Here is a 21,254-nt window from a genome sequence, read left to right as displayed (position 1 = left end):
TCAACACCCCGGAGTTGCTGTGTCCAGACTTCCTTTATCTCCCGCCCAGATGGAAGGGGCTTACCGATTTATCCGTAATGAAAATATTCAAGCTAGCGATATAGCAGAAGCGGGTTTTCACGCAACCATGCAACAAGCAAAAGAACATGACACCTTGTTGGCACTTGAGGACACAACCTCACTCACTTACAAGCACGAAAGTGTTAGGGAAGAGCTAGGTCATACCAATCAAGGCAATAAAAACCGAGCCATCTTAGCGCACTCTATTTTGTTGTTTGCACCGCAAAGTCAGCAAGTCGTTGGGCTGATCGAACAACAGCGTTGGACCCGAGATATTACCAAGCGTGGACAGCGCCACCAACATGCTACTCGCGCCTATGAGGACAAAGAGAGTTACAAGTGGGAACAAGCATCCACCAATATGTCTGCCCGTTTAGGTGAGCATATCAATAAGGTCATTTCCGTCTGTGACCGAGAGGCGGATCTGTTTGAATATCTGACTTATAAAACCGAGCAGAAACAGCGATTTGTTGTCCGTTCGATGCAGAGCCGTTGTATTCAAGAGCATGCTCACAAGCTCTACGACTACTCGAACACATTGCCACTTGCAGCGACAAAATCCCTTTTTATTCCCCAGAAAGGGGGAAGGAAAGCCCGAGAGGTGATGCTAGAAGTCAGATATGCCCGAGTGACCCTAAAAGCCCCAGCGAACAAACGAACTCAGGCAGATATTCCACTGTCATACGTTAGTGTGATAGAGCAAAGTGATAGTGAAGAAAAACTGGCCTGGCACTTACTCACTTCTGAGCCTATCACATGCTCGAAGGAGGCGTTGAAGGTCGTCAGTTATTACGAGCGTCGTTGGTTGATTGAGGATTACCATAAAGCAGTGGCACGGCGGTGGAACAGCTTAGAATGCAGAGCCGTGATAACTTGGAGCGTATGAGTGTGATACTGGCATTTATCGCCACGCGCTTACTCCAACTTCGCTTTATAAAGGCGTGCAAGGAAGAAGTGGGTACACAATGTTGTGAGACGGTATTGGGTCAGAAAGCTTGGAAACGACTTTGGCTGAAAATGGAGGCGACTCCATTACCCAAACAGTGCCCTGATATGCTGTGGGCATACGACCGATTAGCTCGATTAGGGGGCTGGAAAGATACCAAGCGGACTGGTAGAGCTTGTGTAAAGATATTGTGGGAAGGATGGTTTAAACTACAAACCATCCTTGAAGGCTATGAACTGGCCATATCTCTTGAACACAATGACTTGTGATCAAGAGACAGGCGTTAGTGCTGGCTTTTGTTTCAAATATTTAAATCAGAATTGGTAGTCAAGTGAAACACCCCAATTTCGGCCCGGTTGACTTTTTGAATCGATACTGAATGTCTCACCTGTTGCATCACGGCCAGAAAGATCGTCGAACAGCCAGTATTTCTTATCAAACGCATTAAACAGACCTGCGCGTAGCGTTAAATCATGCATCGGACGGTAGTAAGCCGTGAGGTCAACCAACGTATAGCCCGCCACATCAACGTTTGTATCGCTGTTCCAATCTGATTTACGCGCAACCATCTTCACATTTGCCAGTGCACCGTAGGTGGCACGGTTTAAGCCTATACCAAAGTCAGCAGTAAGTGGTGCTACTGAATCCAATGCATTCCGTGTTTTCTTATCTTCACCATCAGCATATGCGATGGCTAAACGTGTGTAGACACCTTGGGGCGCATTAAATGCCTTATCCATCAAGGTTGTTGAGCTCAACTCAGCGCCGTAGATCTCTACTTCATCTAGGTTTTTCTTAGAGATGACGTCTTTATTACCTTGTCTACCTGTTTTCTCTTTTACGATAAAGTCTTTGTAATCAGAGAAGAACGTCGTAAGCTCGAATATCGCACTATCATACTGGCCACGCAGTCCCGCTTCATAAGAAATGCTCTTCTCAGATTTTAGGTCAGGGTTTGCGTCGATAATTGCACCTTGATCGTAGAAATAGTACAGGTCATAGACTGTTGGTGCTTTAAAGCCTTGGCTGATTTGACCAAACACAGACAGATTGTCATTCAGGTGATAAACCACACCGAGTTTACCTGTTAACGCAGTGTCTTCGTTTTTGTCATACGCCGTCTTATAACCTTCATCAGCCTTAGGGTTTGCGCTGAATGAATCGTAGCGAACTCCAGCGGTCATAACCAATGCTTCGTCTAGGAAGTAAACTTGATCTTGAAGAAAAACGCCCCATTGAAGGAGATCAGCATCCGGGACACCTGAACTGCCGGGACCCGAAGTGCCTTGGTCAAATTTATAGTCGGTATTCTCTAGGTTAAATATAGTCGAAACATAGTTCGCGCCAAAAGTCAGTTCATGAGGTGTCGATGCAAACTCAGCGAGCTTTGAGGCTTTAGCATTGAACTGGATCGACTTATCACCAGAGTCACGTTCGCGCATACGTTTGCCATATAACGGCGTCGTATCGTAGTTTTTAGACAGTGAGCTTGAGTCTTGGTAGTTAATAGACCAATCAAGTTTATCGGCTATCGCTGTAGCTAATAGCCACTCGTGCTCAAAACCAACTCTTAGGCGTTCGTTGGTATCTTTGTTAAAATTTTCCGTGTATGTGAGCGTCGGTGCCATTGAATAACCGTGATGGTTAAGCTCGTCTTCATTATACTGTTTGTTATAGTATTCAACTGTGACACCAAATCGATGAAAGTCACTCGCTTGATAGAACATTTTACCAAGTAAATTGCCTAGTTCGCTATCTGCTGGGTTAGCCGCACCGCGGTCAGGGCCTTCAACTTCTAAGCCTGTACCGTGTGTTTGTGTTTCGTGTCCATTCGCGTAAGTTGCCATTAAAAGGGTTTCCAGCTCACCTTTGCGCATCGCCCATGTTAGCGTGTTTTTAAACTCTTCGTTGGTAGATGCATAGCTACTTTTGATACCAAATCGATGTTCATCACCATCTGTGGTAACCAGTACATCTTCTGGATTCTTTGTGCGGAACAATACAACACCGCCTAGGGCATCAGAACCGTACAGGGTAGAAGAGGGGCCTTTGTTGATTTCGATTGCTTGCAAGGTATCGATCTCAATATTGTTAGGGTACTTACGTTGCTCCGTAGCGCCAGGATTGTATGGAACAGGCTGCTGAACATCATCTACCATGACTTTAACACGGCTGTTTTCCATACCGCGGATATTGAAACCAGAAATACCAAAACGACCAGAGCCTTGAGCATTCACGCCAGGCGTATACTTGAGTGCTTGCTTGACGTCTGTAGACAGGGTTTTGCTGATATCACTTGATGAAACCGTTTCGATAGAAGAACTCACATCCTCTTTGTTCTGTTCTGTGCGCGTGGCGGATACCACAACTTCGTCAAATAGGGCATACTCTTGTGCATATGCGGTTGACGTTAAAGCGAAAACAATTGAAGCTGACAATAGTGAACGTTTATACATTATGAGCTGCCTTAATCCATAAGTCGTTGTTATTAGGATAGGCGGCATTCTATTTGATCTTAATGATAATTACTATCGTTCGCATTCGCGTAATGGTTGGTTTTTTTGTTTTGCTAGCAATTGACTTAGTCATTAATAATAATAAATTCAATACGATAATATTTTTCAGTCACATTAGTTGATATCAAAATTGTTAATAATAACGTGACTTTTGTCACAATAATTTCTTGAGATAAGGGGCAGAGTTGCAAAGTCCAATCACTTTGGAAGCTTTACATATTCTTGATGCTATCGATCGCAGAGGCAGTTTTGCGGCCGCGGCAAATGAGTTAGATAGAGCACCATCATCGTTGAGTTATCAAATTCAAAAACTCGAACAAGAACTCGATATCATGATTTTTGACCGCTCTGGCCATAAAGCGAGTTTTACCGAAGCTGGACGACTGATTTTGGAGCGAGGACGCAGTATTTTGGTCGCGACAGAGAAGTTAGTCAACGACGCGAGTGTTTTGGCTAATGGCTGGGAGCTCGATATTACATTAGCCTATGATGGCATTATTCCCGTGCCTAACTTTTTTAACTTGGTCGCTGATTTAAGTAACGTTAGCTCGACTCGGATAAAACTCCAAGAAGAAATATTGGCCGGTTGTTGGGAAGCGCTCAACACGGGTCGCGCCGACCTTTTAGTTTGCCCCAAACTTGATACGCTACCGCAAGATGTGAAAGCAGAAGTGATCGGCAGTATGGAGATGATATGGGTCGCGGCCAGCAACCATTATGTACATAAACGCAGCGGTGCTTTTGATGATAAAGCGCGTGAAAAATACCGCATTATTGCCATCGCCGACACCGCCAGAGAGCAGCCAGCGATCAGTGTTAACATAACCCAACGTCAGCCGCGTCTTACTGTGACTAACTTCGCTGCCAAAGTCGATGCGCTCAAGTCTGGCCTAGGGATTGGTACTTTGCCAAAACAATTAGCACAACAGCTGATTGAGTCCGGTGAACTTACCGCCATCACTAAGACTGAGCCGCAACCAATCGATATTATTCTGGCTTGGAAGCGTAATAAAATCGGTGAGGCGAAATCTTGGTGTATTCAATACTTGATGAAAAACTGGAAATCGAGTGCAAAAATATAATCAAAATGAGGGGAGCCATTTTACTCCCCTTGAGATAAATGCTAGTTGAGTGGCAAAACCATGTCAGCGACACCATCTTCAAACTGAACATCCAATGTAAAGCCTAGCTTTTGCGCCAGCATTAACATACCTCGATTGGTTGGCATCGTCATTCCCGACATTTGTGTTGTTCCCTTGTGTCGACAGTATTGAATGACCTTATTCATTAATATCTTGCCTAATCCATTGCCTTTCAAATCTGAACGAATAAGAATCGCGAATTCTGCGTCGGTATTATCGTGGTTTATCAGCGCACGTGAGACACCGATAATCGGATTACCAGGTCGAGATTGACTGACGGCGACAAATGCCATTTCGCGGTCATAGTCAATTTGAGTTAAGTTGGCCAACGCTTCGTGATTAAATTCTCCGACATCCGAAAAAAAGCGTTTATAGAGATCTTCCTTCGATACATTATGAATAAAGTCAGCATGCAGGGGCTCATCTTCAGGAAGTATTGGTCGTAACAATACCTCTTCTCCATCTCGTAGAGTGATGATTTCTTCATATTCAACGGGATAGGGACGAATCGCCAATCTTTGTTGTGCATCGCCTTCGTAGCGTTTTAGCACCAAATCTGCATCGAGGATGGTAAAACTGGCACCATTTGCTAGCACTGGATGGATATCCAGTTCGTGCACTTGAGGGCAATCAACCACCATTTGTGAGATCCTGACCAACAACTCTGATAGGCCATGAATATCCATCGGTTCAGGTAGCTTTTGTAAGCGTATTTTACCGTTGTTGATTGCTCTGACAATCAGGTAACGGGCGAGCGCCATATTGAGAGGCGGTAGAGCAGAAGCCGCATCAATAGACTCATCCCATTCAGAACCGCCTTGGCCAATAAGGATTATCGGGCCAAACGTGTCATCAGTTTTAACCTTGATACGGATTTCTTCACCGCCAGCAAGCTTGGCCATCCCTTGAACCAATAAGCCGTGAATATGAGCAGAGGGATAGGAGAGCTTGGTTCGATCTAAAATCGCTTGTGCGGCATTTGCAACTTCATGGCTGTTGCGAAGATTAAGCATTACCCCCTGAACATCTGATTTATGGGCAATGTCTGGTGAGCGTAGCTTCACCGCCACCGGATAACCTATTTGTTCTGCAACATGGACAGCTTCACTGGCATCAGAGGCGATCCACGTCGGCAACACATGAAAATTGAAATAGCGTAAAAAGGGACCTATTTGATGAGTATCAAGAGATACTGTGTTTTTATCCAGTAGCTTTCCTGCTATCCAACTTTTCGCTTCGTTAAGCTCGGCAATATGCACTGGCTCGGCAGTTGTTGGAGTCTCCATCAGTTGTTTCTGGTTTCGGCGATACTCGACCAAGTGCATGAAAGCGACGACAGCACTTTCTGGTGTGCGGTATGTTGGAATACCAGCTTGAGTAAAAATATCACGCGCAGGTTTAGCTGTGAGTTCGCCTGACCAATTGGTAAGAAAATTGAAGCGCTTGTGACGAGGATGAGCTTTTATGGTCTCGACAATCGAAAGTGCGGTTTGTTGTGAGTGAGCCACTGCTGATGGGCTGTGCATGATAAGAATTGCATCGGCGCAATCAGTATCCATCACGGCATTAAGTGTATTAACGTAGCGATGATGGTCAGCGTCTCCAACCATATCAATCGGATTGTTGTGGCTCCAACTGGGCGGCAAAATATCACTCAATTTATCGAGTGTCTCTTGGGATAAGTTAGCCAATTTACCACCGCGGTCGAGTAGGGTATCGACCGCCATGATCGCAGGCCCGCCACCATTAGTAATAATTGCTAGGCGCTCACCGCGCAAGGGTACTGAGTGGGTTAAAGTTTCTACCGCCGCGAAAAGCTCATGAGAGTTATTTACTCGTAACATCCCTGTTCTACGGATCGCTGAGTCATAAATAATATCAAGGGTGTTATCGCCCCCAGTATGTGCTTGCGCAGCGATTCGACCTGCGTGAGTTCGCCCACCTTTTAGCACCAGAATCCGCCGATTACGCGATGCTGCACGCGCGGCAGACATAAAACGACGCGCATCTTTGATGGTATCGACATAGAGCAGTATCGATTCGGTATGAGAATCCGTACTCAATTTATCTAGCAGGTCAGCAAAATCAATATCGAGAGCATTACCGATCGATATAAACGCAGAAAAACCGATATTCTTATCGTTAGCCCAATCGAGGATCGTCGTACACATCGCGGCCGATTGGGAGATGAACGCGATTTTTCCGCGCTTTGCCGTTACCGGAGAAAAAGAAGCATTGAAGTTGGCCCAAGGTAAAATTAAACCTAAACTATTGGGGCCTAAAATACGTATGCCGCTTTGCCTAGCAATATTTAAACATGCCGACTGAATACTTTCACCATTATCATTAGCAAAATGCATATCAGCAGAAAGTACAATGACGGTTTTAACCTGCTTATCGGCCAGTTGCCCAAAAATCTTTTGATTGTACTTAGCATGAGTGCATAAGATCGCGACATCAGGAATGATAGGGAGGTGTTCAATCGATGAATAGGCAAGCACGCCACAAACTGCATCATAGTTTGGCGTGACTGGCATAATTGCCCCTTCAAAGCCGCCATGCAATAAGTTTTTCATCACAATATTGCCCGCACGCATTGGCTTAGTCGATGCGCCAATCACCGCAACAGAACGTGGTTTTAACAGGTGGTTGAGTTGACTCATACAGTCGCTCCAGTAGGACTTATGGTTAACATCGTAACCAACCTTGGACAAGAATTCTCACCGATTTCGATGTAGTTTTAATCAGATCACTGATGATCCACTTAAGTTTGTGTCTTCTGTCACAGAGTATTGATATATAATTAAAATGTCGGGTTGATTATCCGTCTATCAAACGGCATGATTTACAGTAATTTCTAGTAAAGGCATTTGAAGATTTCATGAAAAGAGTAGCGATTGTTGGCTTATCAGTGGTGCTTTCAGCTTGTGTATCGAGCGACTACGTCACAGACGTTAGTTCAGAAAGTCATCGTGAGGAATACAAAACAGCGAAGCTAGAGCAGCCCGTTGTATCACAGCAAGGAACGACTAACGTTATCGTTGAAGACAATGTTCAGCCAAAGGTAGTTCAAATGTCTTCAGAGCAAAAACCGATAGCTAAGGTGACACCAAAGAGTAAACCTGCGGTGGCCATCATTCCACCGACCGCAAAACAAAAGGCAATGAACCCTCGCTACGGTTTTACCATTCAAGTAGTGGCTGTGGGTACTCAAACAAAAGTTGACCACTTTGCACGTAAGCTTCCGCGAGATAACCAACCTATTTGGGAAAACTACAAAGTCGTTAACGGCACGAAGTGGTATACCGTCTTATACGGGGATTACGCGACACGCACAGATGCAAAAGCAGCTATCAATGAGTTACCGTCAGAGTTCCAATCTCTTAAACCTTTCGTCAAGAGTATTGATGACATCAAGAATTCGCAGTATCCAACGTTGAATAAACTCAATTAAATCAAGGGGTGTTACGCCCCTTTTTTGTTGTCTAATAGTTAGCCACTTGAGCAAGGCTATGGGAATATATCAGTTAAAGCCGTGAAACTTATCCCGGTTTCTATTATTATTGATGCAATATTTCTTCTGCTGTATCACGGAAAGATCTCTTAATGACAAATACGACAATCTTGCTTCTTTGCGGTGGCGGCTCTTCTGAGCATGAAGTTTCTCTTATCTCGGCCAACTTCCTACAATCTCAGCTTTCTCTGATTGCTGAATTTACGGTCATACGTATCGAGATGAAACCTGACGGTTGGTACACCGCAGAAGGTGAGCTCGCGTATCTCGACACTAATTCAGGCACAATTAACACGAACCAAGATTCAACGAAACTCGACTTTGTAGTGCCATGTATCCATGGCTTTCCTGGTGAAACAGGCGATATCCAATCGATGCTTGAGCTGTCTGGGATTCCTTATCTTGGTTGCGGACCAGAGGCAAGCACTAATAGCTTTAATAAAATCACTTCAAAGCTTTGGTACGACGCACTAGGCATTCCGAACACGCCTTATATTTTCCTCTCAGAAAACAATGCTGAAGCTTTAGAGAAAGCCAAACAAGCCTTTGAAAAGTGGGGGCATATTTTTATTAAAGCGGCACGACAAGGCTCTTCAGTAGGGTGTTACAAGGTCACAAAACTAGAGCAATTACAAAGTGCATTGGATGATGCATTTGGCTACTCAGACCAAGTACTCGTTGAACAGGCAGTGAAACCACGCGAGCTTGAGGTTGCAGCGTATGAATTTGACGGTCAGCTTCATATCAGTAAGCCAGGTGAAGTTATCGCACCGGGAGACACATTTTACAGCTACGAAGAAAAGTACAGCGCATCAAGCCATTCAACAACCAAAATCGAGGCTGAACACTTAACTGACCAGCAACGTGAAATCATTCAAATCAGTGCCGAAAAAGTATTTACGCAAATGCGTTTGCGTCATTTATCTCGTATCGACTTCTTTCTAACACCTGAAGGTAAAATTTACCTTAACGAAGTCAACACGTTCCCAGGAATGACGCCAATTTCCATGTTCCCCAAAATGCTAGAGAACAATGGCCATAACTTTGCTCATTTTCTTGCCGACTGTGTACGCCGGTCACTTTAATCCCAAGGTTTAAATGTCTTAAACACCATTCTCTCTGCCGCTGCTTGTATTCTATTACCAATATATTGATAGGGCATAGCAGCGCTTTGCCATCGACCATAATGTTGAATGTCTTTGACCTTAACCCCTTTGTCAGCCATGTCTGCAACAGCACCAACGCGTAGTGATTGTCCTGAAAATTGCACATTGAGTTTGAGCTTATCACTCGCGGTGCGTAATATCCGGTAAATAGAAGAGTCATCGAGCGGCATTCGGCTTAAATTCCCGTGTTTGTCGATAGCAGAGAATAGGGCACCAGAAATATGCCCACGTAGTTGTAACCAATTATCGATAAACTTATAAGCACTATCGGACAAGGTGTAACGATTATTACTCATTTGAAGATACATAGTGTTTTTATCGACGACAAGCTGCTCATAAAACAGTTGTTTAAGTTCAGAACGTTTCAGCATACATTCAAACATCAGGTAGTAGATCGCCAAATTTCGAATATCAACAGAACGGGTCGAACGAATCAATTGCTGGGTTAATTTTTCAAGATGCTTGCGAGAAAAAGCGGTGGTTATCGTAGCATCTTGCTTTTTATCGATACGTAATTGAGTTAGTAAAGTTCGCACTACCGTACTTGAGGTAGGATCCGGGTAGGCCAACAACTTATGAACCAAAGACAAAGTAACAACGTAACGTTTTATAGTGGCATATTTACGATGATTTGATTCCTGCTGCAAAAATAGTCTAATGGCCGTCGTCGATGCAGGTAAAGGGCACACCCCTTTAGAGGAACAGAAATCGACAAACAGGTTCCAGTCTTTTCTCATCGCTAACAACGAATTATGAGAATACTGACTATCGGTTAATAAATTCATATCTCCAAGAGAAATCAGGCAGTTAAATATTTTTGTTAATTGAATGCGATTTTCTTTAGATGTGATGATGCGAACACTTTTTCTCATTATTATGCACTATAACCAAAAAACTTATCCTAAATATACTTGATAATGAGCAATTTACAATTACTATTAAACTAACGTATAACAACGATAATAATGCTTATGGCAGCTGCAACGTATCGAGGGTTCACCCTAAAAACTGCTGGGAATTCAACTGAAATCTGGCAAGTACAAATAAAGAATCATTTATTGTCTGGTAACATGGCGGCAGTAAAGAAAAGTATTGATTGGTTTTGCGATACTGCCTCTATTATCGAACCAAAAGAGTTCAACTCATTAGCCAACACTCAAAAATCTGAAGGTCAGCCCACACAGGAAAACTTTCATGGTTACACGATTAAGAACGATAGCGGTGAAACTAACGCTTGGTACTGTTTTTTTAATGGTCGACTAATCAAAGGTGGAAAACTTGCCATTCAGAAGCATATAGAGGCATACTTGGTTGCAAAGCAGAAAGCTCAACAGCAACAGAAAAAGTAAGTAATTTATATGACTCTTGTATATAGCACTGATTTAGGTCGAATCAAACCCGAAGAAAGCAAACCTCAACGCGACAAAGGCGATGGTATCGTCCGCATTCAACGTCAAACCAAAGGCCGTAAAGGCAAAGGAGTCTGCATTGTCTCTGGGTTAGATATTGAAGACTCTGCGCTAAAACTTTTAGCCGCAGAACTTAAAAAAGTGTGCGGCTGTGGCGGTTCGATCAAAGGTAGCACCATCGAAATTCAGGGTGATGCTCGCGATAAAATCAAAACCATACTTGAAAGTAAAGGCTATACCGTAAAATTAGCCGGAGGTTAAGCTAATCAACGGTTTGTAATCTTCGATTATTAAACTGTTGATTAGCTATTTTATGGTAAATCCCATTATGTTTAATCACTATGATTAAAGTTGCTTGATTAAGCGTCTGAAATACATGCATGGGACTCACTTCAGTTCCATGCCTTTACTTTGCGTCTTAATTGAACTATTATGGGTTTTGGAATTGTTCATGAGTTTTCGAACCTAAGAATAATATCTTAAGAGATTGTATTTAAATAATTTTTACATAAACTAAAAAATTGATTTTGCTCATGAACCTCATTTGACTTCATGAAATCGAACTTTGATGTATTAAATTTAATCGAAACCACACTTTAACTTCATGAAGTTGAGTTTATGAAATTTTGACACACGTGCATGAATTCCTCCACCTCTCGTTGGAAGCCACAGCCTATCATTAGGCTACTCGAAATGGTCTAGGTCGCACTTAATGCGCCTTAGTTTGATACGTTCCCTCTGACCTGTTCCCCGTAATCTAGTCCAGTCTACACATTAGTAATGTTCATCCAACTAAGGAGATGATGAACATGAAAAAGCGATTCAATGAACAGCAAATCATTGCCATTTTAAAGGAAGCGGAAGCGGGTATCCCCGCCAGAGAACTTTGCAGCAAGCATGGGATCTCGGATGCAACGTTCTATACATGGCGCAAAAAATACGCAGGCCTCGATGTCTCTGAAGCTCGTCGGCTTAAAGCACTGGAAGACGAAAACGCTCGACTCAAAAAGCTGCTGGCTGAGACGCTGTTGGATGCAGAAGCACTTAAAATCGCTCTTAGCCAAAAGTACTGACCTTCGAGGACAAGCGCAAGGCTATTAAAGTTATTCAGAAAGGCACCCAGCTTTCAGAACGCAGAGCCTGTCTGCTCGTCGGTATTCAACGCGCGTCACTGCGATATCAACCTCAAGCTAACCGCGAGGATGATAAGCTTCAGGTTCGTATAAAAGAGCTGGCATTGGAACGACGTCGATTTGGTTATCGTCGAATCCATCGCCTTCTGAGGCGAGAAGGTTTTGATGTTAACCATAAGCGAGTTTATCGCTTGTACAGCGAATTAGGCTTAATGGTCAGCAAACGGAGACGTAGAAAATCACAGTGTGTTGAGTGAGAGCCTCTCTTACTTCCTTCAGTACCAAATCACACTTGGTCTATGGACTTTGTGATGGATGCGCTTAGTAACGGTAGACGGATTAAATGCCTGACGATTGTGGATGACTACACAAAGGAGTGTCTAGATATTCCTGTGGCTACGGGGATCTCGGGGGATGAAGTCGTGATCACGCTGGAGTCTATCGCTGCGTTTCGAGGTTATCCAGAAGCGATTCGAACGGATCAAGGCCCAGAATTTACAGGGAAAGCGCTCGACCAATGGGCTTATCAGCATGGTGTGATTTTAAAATTAATCCAGGCAGGAAAACCGACACAAAATGCTTATATTGAAAGTTTTAATGGTAAGTTCAGAGATGAATGTGCGTATTTCGGTGATTGCGATCGCTCGTTTCCCCCCTGTGTCAGCATAGTTGTCGCCTAGATTTTTAAGGAGATAACTATGCCAGCTAATCCAGTTCCAATTGATGTGAAAACGAAAGGTCAAACTTGGCTGTTACCACCATATAATTGGTTTCATCGAAGAATTGCTAAAGAATTAGATGTGAGTCCTTCCGTGGTATCTAAGTGGAGAAATGAACTTGTTGAAAGCGGCCTATTGTCTACAGAGCCGCCGTTAGAAAATACTACTACTGATTATTCAGCGGAGCAGCGGTTTTTCATAGTGATTGAAACTGCAACAATGTCTGAACGCGAGTTAGCTGAATACTGTAGGTCTAAAGGGTTATTTGTCGATGACGTTAAAACCTGGCGAGCACTATCTATCAAGGCGCAGAGCGCAATATCAACTTCAATATCACACAAAGAAAATAAGCAACTACGTGAGGAACGCAGAAAGGTAAAAGCGTTGGAGAAGGAGTTGGCACGTAAAGAGAAAGCACTTGCTGAAACGGCTGCACTACTGGTTTTGCGGGAAAAGTTCAATGCCCTCTGGGAAATCAACGAGGAAGACTGATTCCTATCTCAGAGCGGCTTAAAATAGTCACGCTTGTTGATGAAGCTGTACGTAAAGGGGCAACAAAGACAAAGGCTTGTTCCACCGTTGGGTTATCAATACGAACGTTCCAGCGTTGGACACGGAACTCTGCCGAAATCACAAGTGATATGCGTCAGCATCCTCGGCAGCACGAGCCTCATAATAAGCTATCAGAAGCCGAAAGGCAGCAGATATTAGATATCTGCAATACACCAGAGTATGCCGATTTACCGCCGAATATCATCGTTCCAATGTTGGCTGATGAAGGCATTTACATTGCCTCAGAGTCCACATTTTATCGTGTATTAAAAGCAAACAATCAGCTAGGTAAGCGAACTCGTAACAAAGCTGGCATAAGTCCTTCTCGACCAAAGGTTCAAAAAGCCTGCAAACCAAATCAGGTATGGAGCTGGGATATCAGTTATCTGCCATCCAAAATACGAGGGAAGCACTATTACCTCTATTTGATAATGGATATCTTCAGTAGAAAAGTAGTAGGTGCAGAAGTGTATGATCAGGAGCTAGGCGAATATGCAGCGGAGTTACTCCAAAGAACAGCATGGCGGGAAAAGTGTGTGCAAGGCAACATTACTTTGCACTCTGACAACGGTGCTCCTATGAGAAGTTACACCATGCTTGCAAAGATGTATGACCTTGGGGTTGTAAGCTCTTACTCTAGGCCAAGAGTAAGCAATGACAACCCATACTCTGAGTCGTTGTTCAAAACAATAAAGTATTGTCCTTCATGGCCAATGGATGGGTTTTCTTCCATTGAAGACGCTCGGTGTTGGGTTGGTAATTTTGTTGATTGGTATAACAATGAGCATAAACACAGTGGCATAAAGTATGTAACACCTCAGCAGAGGCATTGCGGGGAGGATAATGAAATTCTCCGACAGCGCATGCAAGTCTACCGACGTGCTCAATTGACTCATCCAGGCAGATGGAGTCGGCAAACGAGAGACTGGAGTTATATCGATGAGGTGTACTTGAACCCTCAAAAGTGTGCAGCGTAATCATTGACGTTACTAAATTGTAAAAAAGACGACAACTTGCTTGAAAAACAGCGGAAATGACTGATCGGAATGCTCCGAAATATGCAGAATGTTTAAACGAGCACTGGTTTAGGGATTTGAATCATGCTCGTGACCTAATCAGCCTCTGGCGAATGGATTACAATGAAAATCGCCCCCACTCAGCTCTGGGTTACCTGACACCGTCTGAGTTTGCAGCGACAACAAGAACGGCACGAAACAGTGGTAATTTAACAAGCATTACTAATGAAGTTTTGGATTAGTTCTTGGGGGCAGATCAACAGAAGCGATCAAAATGATCGCTTCTTTTTGTAGGTTAGCTTAATTAACTCCAAGCGCCTTATAAACAGCATCCACAGGGTCACTGTAGAAACTTACTTGGAATTTTGTGAATGTCTCCGCTGGCACTGTAGGAATATCAGTAGCAGAAGCCATTGGAATAAGGATCTTTGTTGCACCAGCTTCAAGTGCTACCTGCATAGAACCTGCCAAATCTTGCAAAGGATTTAACACTCCACCAAGTGTCATAGAGCCGAGTACAACCATTGATTCCTGCATTGGTTTCCCAAGAAGGATAGAGCAGTTCGCAATCAATGATGCGAGGCTAGAACTATGTGAGTTACCTGACATCTGCAGGTCGACAAAGTGTAAGTGGAACTCATGATCAGAATATTGATTGTTTGCTGCGATGCGCGACAAGTTACCTTTGAAATACTCAAATCCCACTTTCACTTGCTCTTTTGCTTCGGTATCTGATCCTAAACCTGAAGTGGTTAGCTTACCATGGCCCGCCGTTTTTTGAGTTTCAATTCGGAATACGCCGAGCTTGCCAGCAGTACCAGGGCTAACGAAGTGAACAACGCCAGCATTAGGCATGCCTGGTGGGATAATCTGCGAACCACCTTGCTCTGGAACGTTTACAAAGAACTCTTCAAGCGACTCATTATCGATGTAAGAGAAGTTGACATCGAAGAACTCCATCCCACCAATTTTTTTGAGCTGTTCTTTCACTCGACGTCGCACTTCAAGGGCATACGTCAAACATGTACGTACGTCTTCTTTAGAGTACTCGCCATGAGGTACTAGAAGTTTTAATAGACCTGATGTTGTTCTACGAACGGCTATTACGTCACGTTGATTTAGGTTATTACCCAACTTAAAGAACTTATCGATAGCATCCGCAAAGCCATGTTTTCGCATCTCTCGCATGTACTCTGCGAGATAATCTGTGATTAAACCATAACGGTTGGTAAAGAACTCTGGTCTCATCTTAGGGATTTCCCAACCAGGAATATAGGCATGGAAGCGGTCAAAGAATGCTGAGTCAATCATCTCGGTAGGGAAAGGGGCCAGTAAGTGACTGGTTTTAACTAAAGTCTCAACGCTTTGGTCGATGTTGCCCACAAAAACCATAGAAGCTTTTGCCTCAATAGAGTCACGACCACGACTAAATGATCCTGAAGCCATATAGTCTTTCATGATCTGCACGCCATCTTTGTCTTTAAAACGAATCCCAGCGACTTCGTCAAAAGCGACGATATCCCACATGCCAACAAGACCGACTTGGCGGCTCGACATATTGTAGAAAAGGTTTGCCACCGTAGTTTGACCACCAGAAACGAGTAGGGAGTTTGGAGAACATTCTTTATATACGTGCGACTTACCCGTACCGCGAGGGCCAAGCTCACACACGTTGTAGTTGTTTTCGACAAAAGGAATCATTCGAGCAAGAATATGCCATTTTGCGCGTTGCTCTAAGTTAGTAGGCTCCATACCGATAGAACGAAGGAGCAAATCGAGCCATTGATCCATGGTAAAGTTACGTCGAGCATTAAACACTTCATCCATATTCATAGAAGGCATTTGAATTGCTTTTAGTCCCAGAACAGAAAATGGCGAGGTTTTCTGACCTTCTTCAAAGAAGTAGCTCAACGTTACGATACACCAGATCCCTCCAGTTAAGAGCTTTTCATTCTCTTTGACCATACTTGCAGGGATAACGGCATCTTTAATACCAAGGTTAGATAGGCTAGCCTCATATACGTCTTTCTTTTGGTTGAGCTTAACCGATATCTTATCAATGACTTTATGTGTACCGCGTTCACGTATGAGAGATTTAACTTTTTCAGCTTCATCAGGTCGAACGTAGTTATCCGTTAAGATTTTCTTAACGCGTCCCATTCCTGCTTCGATAAGATCGTCATCGGTTGCCGAACAGTACATACCAAGCAGATATTCAAGGACGTAAACGGGGACGTTTGCCCCTTCTTTAAGCTGTTTCGTTAAGTCTTTGCGAACAACGCGCCCTTTGAACTCAGTGGTCATGAGATCGTCTAAGTCGACATCTCGAACATCTTTGATTTCTTGTGCAATGACCTCTTCCTGAGAAAGGGGGCTTTCATCAGGTTGTGGAGACGTGTCATTTTCTTCATTGTCAAAATGATGGTAGTGATGAACTTCCGTTGCTTTACTATCGTTGTTATCGTCAATCATGAATAGGTTCCGTTAAAAAAGATCATCAAAATCGTCTTGGATTGCTAAGTCGATTGTTACCGAATGAGTTGCGTAGCGATCACCCTGCTCACTATCCCACATGATTAGTTTATATGGGGTAGTTCTATCGAAGTTGCTGCCGTTTAGCGTCAGTATCGCATTGCGTTTGCGTTCATCAGAATTTAAGGCTGAAGAGTCAAACAGTATCTGTGCTTTGTTTGAAACAACTGTGCCTTCAGGGTCTTCTATCCAAATATTTAGGTTACGTTCTTTAAATTGTTCGCCAACGGCATTTGTTTGTAAAAACTCAATTTTCTCACTAAGTGTAACAATACGAAGCCCATTACTAAGTGGCACTACACCTACTTTTTGTTTTGCGGTTGTCTTTTGCTTGGTCGTTTTCAAGTGCTCAATACGAAGAACTGGAACACAAATCTCTTGTGGCATTATTCCACCGTGAATGAACTTAGCACCACCCACAAAGTTAAAGCGGTTTGAGCCTCGAGGAACAATAAACTCGGCTTGGTCACCATTGGCAGACAACTTAGCCGTTACGGCCATGTCACCTTTCCAGTAAAAACTGTCTTCTGGAAGCTTCTGTCCGATGAGGTAGCGCTTTTTAGCTTCAACTGTGCCATGTGGCTTTACTGATAGTGCCGTCTTATCGGATTCAACAACATCACTAGATTTAAACAAAAATCCGTGGTCGGCAGTCACAAGGATACGATTACCGTTTAGTTTATTAATAACTCTTTCTACTAGTAATCTCACTTGCTCAATTCCATCTGCACAAGCATCAAATGTCTGGTTTTCTGTTGCGGCTTTATCGCCGATCGCATCAATCTGGTCGTGGTAAATATAAACAACACGAGCGTCTGAAACAGCTTTACGTCCTTCCTCATTTGTCCAATTGAGCACATCGGATGCTTTCACTGCCATCCCGTGATACTTCTCAAGAATAGCGTTGCGATTATCCAGACCATGTACACTCATCCCATCAGCTTTGTATTTAATATCCTTACCAATATGGGCAGTGAGTTCTTGGTGGGGAAGAAGCGATGCCATTCCAAGCTGGGTATAGCTAGGAACCACACCAAGCTGAGATTTAATGACAGACTTAAACCGTTTTTCTTTGTTTATTTTTTCATGTATTTCATGGGCAACTTCATAACGAAGAGCGTCACTGACAATGACAAATACACGTTTGATCTGGCTTGATTGGAATATACGTTCCACTTCATTCTTGTAGAAATCGTATTGGTTAAAGACGCCACTAATCTTCCATGTATCTAGTAGGTTTTCTTGATCGACATGTTTGCCCCAGGCGATCGCCAAATCGTGTAAGTACCAGTTGACATATAAGTCTTCGATATCTTCAACAAGTTTTAGCTTCTTCAAAATATCTGAGCCTTGATGGGCAACATGGCTCGCATTTTCAAAGAAGCTTCGGTAAGCGGTATCGAAAAGGAAAAGCTCTTGCTCATAAGCCCTGTAAAGTTCTTTTGCTGAGCTGAAATCAAATCCATCAATATACTTAGCTCGTAAGGTATAGAACTGCTTAGCCGATTTGATAGCTAAATATACATTCTTATATTTAGTATCCACAAATTCAGGCTTAACGTGACACCAATGCGTAGTAAGCCTATGTGATACAAGGCTGTTTATCTCTTCGCTACTTAACGATGAGATGTTGTTGACGAGTAAGATAGATAATTGCTTATCTGCAAACTCAAAGGTCTCAACAAGTTTTAGCTTTTTCGGGGTATCAATAAGTCTTAACTTGTCGGAAATCTCATAATCTCGCTCTATCTGACGAGTAAGGCGATTGTAGTTATCTTGATGAATGCGGCTTTCTCTTAGTTGAATAACGAAGCTAACAACTTGAGCACGTCTGCCTGAATTCATACCAACACGTTCTGCCGTATACCCAGCTTCAAGCTGTTCTTGTGTTGGCATTGGTAATAGGTGTGTTGTAAAACGAGTAACTACTTCGTCGGCATTTGAGCAACCACTATTGATTAGTGACTGATAGCATTCTGTATAGAGAAGCTTTACAGCCAATTCTTGAATCGATGGCGCTTTAATATTCTCATCTGTTGTTTCAACGATATAACCTAATTCTTCATAAGCAAATCTCCAAAATGGTTCGCTTAAATTGAATTTATCAAGTTCGGTTAGTAGTTCTTTGGATTCGAAATCATTAGCTAGTTCAGCAAGTAAAGCTTGTAAAATAGTAACAAACGTTGGAGTTTCGATTTTTAAAGTCGCGGCAATAAGTGCTAACTCTAGCTCCCTTTCGTTAGCTGAAGGTGGAAGGATCTTCTTCAATCGAGTAACACGCTGTTTATTGCCAAAAAAGGTTTTGTACTTAGCAATGACAGGTCGAAACTCCATGTTCATACCAATATCATTCAGGATCATAGAACTGCTATCGGCATAGAACTCTTGCGCATAAAGTCTAATGTCATATAACCAGTCGCGTGTTGGTTCGTTAGGTGCTTTATTGCTATAAAGCAGAAAAGCCGTCTCTGGTTCTAGCAGTTCAATACGGTGTTTAACTTCGAGGTGTGACAACGTATCTAGATGGATTATTTTCGTACTTTCGTAAGATGAGTCTAGAGAAAGCGATCCGATAAGGTCGTTGAACTCATTGTCCGTGTCCTGCCAAAAGACAAGTCTGCTTTTTTCAAATTTGGCTATTAGCCCGCTAGTGATCTGGTCAATATTCATTGTTGTTTTGCATCGCCTAAATGTTGGCTGTGAAAAAGTGCTAACTGTTTGGGAGTTTAACACTTTATGAAGCAAAAATCGCTGAGAGCTGAAGGGGTAAAGTGAGAGATTGGTGCTTGTGTAACTGTTGTTTACGTTGAGGCTAAACAAGCACCAAATTGCTCGATTAACTCGCCAACTCCAAAGATGGACTGACAAGTTGCTGGAGTAGAGCATTGTTGTTACTAGAGTCAAATAGAGCTTTCAAGTCATTCTTTTTATCGTGGAAGGTTAATGCTATAGGGTTTGCATCTCCACGGATCGTTGCTTTTGCTTTTGAGTTACACCAGTTTCTGTATTGCTGTAGCGTGTGGTTGTAGCGCTTTGTATTTTCTCGCATAAGATGTTCGGATAATTTAAATTTACCATAACGGTCACAAAGCTGACTTTCTAGATAGATTGCCTTTGGCATTATATCCAGAACCATGGTGATGAAATCTAGCATTTGCTCGAGGTGACGATCGGTAAGCTGATCTGCAAACGAGATAAGGTTATCAATCAATGATAGAACCTCGTTTCTCTCAATAGAAAGTTGAGAGATAAGGTTTGCGGCGATATCTTGGGTTTCAGAAACCAAAGATTTATCCAACAAAAGAACCCTTGTAGACTCTATCGCTCCAAAATACTTAGATAATTTTTCCATGTAAAACAATATATTTTGAGCGCTAATATCTGAAGAAATTAGATCCATTGTCTCTTGAAGCTTGTCTATTTTTCTTGCCAAATACATTGTTTGAACAACGATAGCACCAACAATAATAGTTGTAGACAGTCCAATAGCCGCCATTTGAGTAGCATGGCTTGCTTGTATTAGCTTACTGATCTCATTTAATTTTTCAGGATCGAATGCAACTTCTTTTAGCGGCATATGCTGCACGATCCCAGATTTTTCAGCCAGTTCTGTCCAGTAGGCGACCCCATCTCTTAGAGTTATTTTTCCGTTTTGTAGGCCTTCAAGGACTTCGGGGTAAACTTTTTCCCAGTCAAAAGTAAATATAGTTTCCATTAGAAAATAGGCTCCTCTTCATTGAGCATTTGCTGGCGCATTGCTGCAACTTGTACGACAGCGGGCAGGGTTACTCTAAAAGCTGGTCCACTAATAGCTGGTACAGTTAAAAGCACAGTAATTGCTATACCTATAGGCCCAGCTAAAACACCGATAGCACGCGCTAAACCAGCGTTGGCTGCTATGGTTAAGCCTCTTCCAAGCAGCGCTTTAGCTACTGCATTAGCAACAATCATAGCAACCTGATAGGACATAAATCCTCCCATTCGAATGGCTGCGATGATTGCAGTCAAGGCGGCACTGCTTGTTAATGACACATCGATTTTTAACTCTTTTCGTAACTCCTCTCGCTCAGCTTCAGACATTTTTTCCCAAGAGTCCGCAAATAGCTTTGCTAGAAGAGCCTGCTCAATATCAACGGCCTCAGCTTTGTAGTCTGTTTTGATGCTAAGTTTCTTGCAAACATCAATAAGAATTTCCTTATATTCAACCCCTGAACGTCTGAATAAATTAACCAGCGTATCACCGCCAAAATGCTGTAGTTCACCAGCAATTTGCTGCCACACTTGTTGGTAATCGCCTTTCGCAGCTTGGAACTGCTTGTCTCCTGTTAACGTCTCGGTGTAACGAGTTTTTCCATCTTTGTCAGTGGTAAGATAGTTAACTAAAACACCTAACATATCGTTATCTGCATAACGTAGAAGCTCTAAATCTTTATCTTGTTTGTATGTATTGCTCATTTTCTTTCTTCTAGATATTGCAAGTGAGTGTGTAGTGGTCAACTAAAATTGGCCACGGTTTTAGAGCTTTCCCAATACAAACGTTCCGATTCAT

Annotated in this window: 13 protein-coding genes and 3 pseudogenes; 9 read left to right on the top strand and 7 right to left on the bottom strand. The window is 42.9% G+C overall.

The features are described 5' to 3' along the window. Positions 1-1,275: pseudogene (locus CDZ87_RS15475) on the top strand (IS4 family transposase); the annotation flags it as partial. A 45-nt stretch (positions 1,276-1,320) separates the two neighbouring features. Here CDZ87_RS15475 and CDZ87_RS15470 read toward each other — a convergent pair. After that, positions 1,321-3,462: a TonB-dependent hemoglobin/transferrin/lactoferrin family receptor gene (locus CDZ87_RS15470; protein ID WP_100754328.1), complete on the bottom strand. Its 2,142-nt coding sequence runs from the start codon at positions 3,460-3,462 to the stop codon at positions 1,321-1,323. A 245-nt stretch (positions 3,463-3,707) separates the two neighbouring features. On the opposite strand from CDZ87_RS15470, the gene CDZ87_RS15465 reads away from it, so the two are divergent. Continuing rightward, positions 3,708-4,604 carry a LysR family transcriptional regulator gene (locus CDZ87_RS15465; protein WP_100754327.1) on the top strand — a complete coding sequence of 299 codons (897 nt, stop codon included), beginning with the start codon at positions 3,708-3,710 and terminating at the stop codon, positions 4,602-4,604. A 41-nt stretch (positions 4,605-4,645) separates the two neighbouring features. Here CDZ87_RS15465 and CDZ87_RS15460 read toward each other — a convergent pair whose 3' ends face one another. Continuing rightward, a complete protein-coding gene (locus CDZ87_RS15460) occupies positions 4,646-7,327 on the bottom strand; it encodes a bifunctional acetate--CoA ligase family protein/GNAT family N-acetyltransferase (RefSeq protein WP_100754326.1) in 2,682 nt (893 codons plus the stop codon). Positions 7,328-7,545: 218 nt separating this feature from the next. On the opposite strand from CDZ87_RS15460, the gene CDZ87_RS15455 reads away from it, so the two are divergent. Further along, positions 7,546-8,118: an SPOR domain-containing protein gene (locus CDZ87_RS15455; protein WP_100754325.1), complete on the top strand. Its 573-nt coding sequence runs from the start codon at positions 7,546-7,548 to the stop codon at positions 8,116-8,118. 152 nt (positions 8,119-8,270) lie between these two features. Next, positions 8,271-9,263, top strand: a complete 993-nt coding sequence (locus tag CDZ87_RS15450) for a D-alanine--D-alanine ligase (RefSeq protein WP_100754324.1) — start codon at positions 8,271-8,273, stop codon at positions 9,261-9,263. Here CDZ87_RS15450 and CDZ87_RS15445 read toward each other — a convergent pair. Beyond that, on the bottom strand, positions 9,260-10,129 hold the full coding sequence (locus tag CDZ87_RS15445) for a tyrosine-type recombinase/integrase (protein WP_339373785.1): 870 nt from the start codon (positions 10,127-10,129) through the stop codon (positions 9,260-9,262). The two genes, CDZ87_RS15450 and CDZ87_RS15445, sit on opposite strands and share 4 nt — an antisense overlap. Before the next feature lie 186 nt (positions 10,130-10,315). On the opposite strand from CDZ87_RS15445, the gene CDZ87_RS15440 reads away from it, so the two are divergent. From CDZ87_RS15440 to CDZ87_RS15410, 5 genes and pseudogenes are all read left to right on the top strand, one after another. Beyond that, positions 10,316-10,693, top strand: coding sequence for a DUF3319 domain-containing protein (locus CDZ87_RS15440; RefSeq protein ID WP_100754331.1), 378 nt, complete (start codon positions 10,316-10,318; stop codon positions 10,691-10,693). 9 nt (positions 10,694-10,702) lie between these two features. Continuing rightward, on the top strand, positions 10,703-11,014 hold the full coding sequence (yciH, locus tag CDZ87_RS15435; protein WP_100754322.1) for a stress response translation initiation inhibitor YciH: 312 nt from the start codon (positions 10,703-10,705) through the stop codon (positions 11,012-11,014). Positions 11,015-11,562: 548 nt separating this feature from the next. Then, a pseudogene (locus CDZ87_RS17060) lies at positions 11,563-12,566 on the top strand (IS3 family transposase). 18 nt (positions 12,567-12,584) lie between these two features. Then, a protein-coding gene (locus CDZ87_RS15415) for an IS3 family transposase (RefSeq protein ID WP_422641434.1) occupies positions 12,585-14,134 on the top strand; the annotation gives its coding sequence in 2 pieces (ribosomal slippage) (positions 12,585-13,053 and positions 13,053-14,134; 1,551 coding nt in all). A gap of 86 nt (positions 14,135-14,220) precedes the next feature. After that, a pseudogene (locus CDZ87_RS15410) lies at positions 14,221-14,415 on the top strand (integrase core domain-containing protein); the annotation flags it as partial. 58 nt (positions 14,416-14,473) lie between these two features. On the opposite strand, the gene brxL reads toward CDZ87_RS15410, so the two are convergent. From brxL to CDZ87_RS15390, 4 genes are all read right to left on the bottom strand, one after another. Further along, entirely contained in the window at positions 14,474-16,513 is a 2,040-nt protein-coding gene (gene brxL, locus CDZ87_RS15405) for a protease Lon-related BREX system protein BrxL (RefSeq protein WP_216639390.1), read from the bottom strand. 144 nt (positions 16,514-16,657) lie between these two features. Then, positions 16,658-19,375 carry a BREX-1 system phosphatase PglZ type A gene (pglZ, locus tag CDZ87_RS15400; RefSeq protein ID WP_100754318.1) on the bottom strand — a complete coding sequence of 906 codons (2,718 nt, stop codon included), beginning with the start codon at positions 19,373-19,375 and terminating at the stop codon, positions 16,658-16,660. Positions 19,376-19,541: 166 nt separating this feature from the next. Beyond that, the gene (locus CDZ87_RS15395) at positions 19,542-20,420 is read right to left on the bottom strand and encodes a hypothetical protein (RefSeq protein ID WP_100754317.1); all 879 of its coding nucleotides are present in this window, start codon (positions 20,418-20,420) and stop codon (positions 19,542-19,544) included. After that, entirely contained in the window at positions 20,420-21,160 is a 741-nt protein-coding gene (locus tag CDZ87_RS15390; protein ID WP_100754316.1) for a YaaW family protein, read from the bottom strand. Before CDZ87_RS15390 ends, CDZ87_RS15395 begins: the two co-directional genes overlap by 1 nt. Positions 21,161-21,254: the final 94 nt, after the last annotated feature.

The organism is Vibrio salilacus (genome assembly GCF_002811245.1).
Classification (GTDB): Bacteria; Pseudomonadota; Gammaproteobacteria; order Enterobacterales; family Vibrionaceae; genus Vibrio; species Vibrio salilacus.
The sequence above is the reverse complement of the archived record's forward strand: the minus strand, read 5'-3'. Positions and strand labels throughout refer to the sequence as shown.

Bases quoted from the DNA above. Each gene is read 5' to 3' on its own strand.
- CDZ87_RS15470 (WP_100754328.1), bottom strand. From the start codon at position 3,462: ATGTATAAACGTTCACTATTGTCAGCTTCAATTGTTTTCGCTTTAACG.
- yciH (WP_100754322.1), top strand. From the start codon at position 10,703: ATGACTCTTGTATATAGCACTGATTTAGGTCGAATCAAACCCGAAGAA.
- CDZ87_RS15390 (WP_100754316.1), bottom strand. From the start codon at position 21,160: ATGAGCAATACATACAAACAAGATAAAGATTTAGAGCTTCTACGTTAT.
- CDZ87_RS15440 (WP_100754331.1), top strand. From the start codon at position 10,316: ATGGCAGCTGCAACGTATCGAGGGTTCACCCTAAAAACTGCTGGGAAT.
- pglZ (WP_100754318.1), bottom strand. From the start codon at position 19,375: ATGAATATTGACCAGATCACTAGCGGGCTAATAGCCAAATTTGAAAAA.
- CDZ87_RS15455 (WP_100754325.1), top strand. From the start codon at position 7,546: ATGAAAAGAGTAGCGATTGTTGGCTTATCAGTGGTGCTTTCAGCTTGT.
- CDZ87_RS15450 (WP_100754324.1), top strand. From the start codon at position 8,271: ATGACAAATACGACAATCTTGCTTCTTTGCGGTGGCGGCTCTTCTGAG.
- CDZ87_RS15460 (WP_100754326.1), bottom strand. From the start codon at position 7,327: ATGAGTCAACTCAACCACCTGTTAAAACCACGTTCTGTTGCGGTGATT.
- CDZ87_RS15395 (WP_100754317.1), bottom strand. From the start codon at position 20,420: ATGGAAACTATATTTACTTTTGACTGGGAAAAAGTTTACCCCGAAGTC.
- CDZ87_RS15445 (WP_339373785.1), bottom strand. From the start codon at position 10,129: ATGAATTTATTAACCGATAGTCAGTATTCTCATAATTCGTTGTTAGCG.